This is a genomic window from Actinophytocola sp. (genome assembly GCF_036002505.1).
Taxonomy (GTDB): domain Bacteria; phylum Actinomycetota; class Actinomycetes; order Mycobacteriales; family Pseudonocardiaceae; genus DASYTH01.
The window spans coordinates 1-2,415 of sequence record NZ_DASYTH010000092.1 but is presented as its reverse complement, the minus strand read 5'-3'; the positions used below and the strand labels follow the sequence as shown (position 1 = coordinate 2,415).

Sequence of the window (2,415 nt, the reverse complement as noted above, 5' to 3'; positions counted from 1 at the left end):
GGCGTGTGTTATCGGAAAACACTTGAGAAGTGGTAGGGTTCGGGGGTGGGCCAGGCCGAGTTCGACCAGATGCCAGAACCGGTTGCGTTGCGTCTGGTCCGCCACGACGGGCAGGTGCTGGTGACCCACGGCCGGTCCTTGGTGTACCGCTTCGACGCCGATGACCTCGGGATGAGGAACCTGGCGATCGTGGCGTTGACCGATGCCGGCCGGCGGGTCGATGAGGTCGCGGCGGTGTTCGGGTTGACCGCGACGTATGTGTCGATGCTGCGGGGACAGGCTCGTCGGGAGGGCTCGGCGGGCCTGGTGCGCCGCCGCGGACGACCCCCCAAGCTGTCGGGTCGGCAGGTCACCCAGGCGCGGGAGTGGGCGGCGATGGGGTGGACCCAGCAGTCGATCGCCGACCGGCTCGGGGTGGCCCAGTCGGTGATCAGCGAGCTGCTCGCACGGTTCGGTCCTGCCTCGGTGCAGCAGGCCCTGCCCGAGCCCACCGACGAGCCCACCGACGAGCCCACCGACGAGCCCACCGAGCACACGGTGCGTGAGCCGGTGGTGGCCGGGCCCGAGCCGGTGTTGGTCGAGCCGACCGGTGCGGTGCCGGCGGCGTTCGCGGGCTCGTCGCGGATCGCGTCCGGCACACATCCTTGCCGCTACGCCGGCGTGATGCTGCTCTATCCCTACCTGCACCGGGTCGGGGCCGAGGCGATCTTCGGCACCGTGACCGGTGGGCCGGCCCGCCGCGATGACGACCTGGCGGTGCTGACCACGGCCACGGTCGGGTTCGGGTTGGGCATCGATACCGTGGAGGGCAGCAAGCACCTGCGCCGGGCCGAGGCCGGCGTCGCGGTCGGGCTCACCAGGGTCCCGGAGCTCAAGACGCTGCGGACCCGGCTGGGTGCCCTGGCCGACGGTTCGGACCCGCTGGCGGTGCAGCGGGCCTTCGCCGCCGGGATGCTCGCGGCCGATCCGGCCGCCGACCCGGTCTACTTCGTCGACGACCACTTCGTGCCCTACGCCGGCGCCCGGCCGGTCGCCAAGGGCTGGAACACCAAACGTCGCCATGCCCAACCCGGCCGGGACGACACCCTGGTCGTCGACGCCCGAGGCCGGGCGGTGGTGTTCGGTTCTGGGGAACCCTCCGGGCTGGTCTCCACCCTGCCCGGCGTGCTGACCCAGCTGCGGGAGGTCACCGGGCCGGACGCGCCGATCCTGCTCGGGTTCGACCGGGGCGGGGCCTACCCCGCGGCGTTCACCGCCTGCCGTGACGCGGGAGCGGACTGGGTCACCTACCGGCGTGCCCCGCTGGTCGAAACGACCGTGGCGCCGAAGCGGTCCTGGACGATCCGGGACGGCAGGCGGATCAGCGTGACCCTGGCCGAGGAGACCGTGCAGCTCAAGGGTTACGGCACCGCCCGGCAGCTGACCCTGTTCGAGCACGGCGTGCCGGTGTTGCAGGTCCTCACCTCCGACCTCACCGCGACCGGCGCGTCCCTGCTGTGCTGGCTACGGGCCCGCTGGCGGATCGAGAACATGTTCAAGTACGCCGCCGAACACAACGGCATCGACACCCTCGCCGACTATCGGATGGACCTCGGCACCGACACCCGGATGGTCACCAACCCGGCCCGGGTCGCGGCCCGCAAGAGGGTCGCCGCCGCCGAGGCCGACCTGATCACCGCCGAGCGTGCCCTGCCCCAGCTGCTGGCCGGGCCGGCTACCCCCAAGCAGATTGAGGTGTGTCTGAGTAAATGAACCATTCGCGGGTGGAATTACCCAGCCAGGGCCGGGGCGTGCTCATTGGTTCTCCTCGGTTGTTGTGTTTCGACGGTATGCGATGCGGTTCTCGCGTGCTTGGGCGAGTCCGTCGCGGCGTTTGGTGCGTAGGGCATCACCTCGTCCTTCGTGTTCGTCGTCGGGTGTGACATAGCCGATCGCGGCATGCAACCTCACGGAGTTGTACTCAAGTCGTGTGCGTTCCAGCTCGGCTTCGAGTTCGCCGGGGTCGCGGATCTTCTCCAGGTGCGGCCACTCGCCCTTGACGTGCCCGAACAGGGTCTCGATCCAGCCCTGGTCCTGGGGCACGCCGGGGCGGCCGAACTGCTGCGCGATCGCCACGCCGGCGAGGAACTCGCGGGTGGTGTGCGAGCGCATCTGCGGGCCGTTGTCGCTGATCGCGAGCAGCAGCGGCAGCTGCCCGTCGCCGATGGCGGCATCGACGGCGTCGCGGTCGCCGGAGGCCAACGCGGCCACCAGCGCCTGGGTGGCGCGTTGGTCGGCGGCCTCCCAGAGGCACTCGGACTCCAGCGCTTCGGTGAAGGCGACCTCGACCTGGGTGGAGGTCTCCTCGGCCGAGACCACGGTGTCGATCCACTTGCGGGAGACGATGTCCAGGATCGCCACCGCTGCCACCCCGGC

General features: G+C 70.7%; 2 protein-coding genes. One reads left to right on the top strand and one right to left on the bottom strand.

Going from position 1 to position 2,415, the window contains the following annotated elements; translation table 11 throughout:
• The first annotated feature begins 45 nt into the window (after positions 1-45).
• Positions 46-1,752 (top strand): putative transposase, encoded by a 1,707-nt coding sequence (locus tag VGR06_RS07020; RefSeq protein WP_327558143.1) that lies wholly within the window; start codon positions 46-48, stop codon positions 1,750-1,752.
• A gap of 42 nt (positions 1,753-1,794) precedes the next feature.
• Here the strand turns inward: VGR06_RS07020 and VGR06_RS07015 are convergent.
• Positions 1,795-2,415: integrase core domain-containing protein (locus VGR06_RS07015; protein ID WP_327558142.1), on the bottom strand; the 621-nt coding region annotated here is incomplete at its 5' end.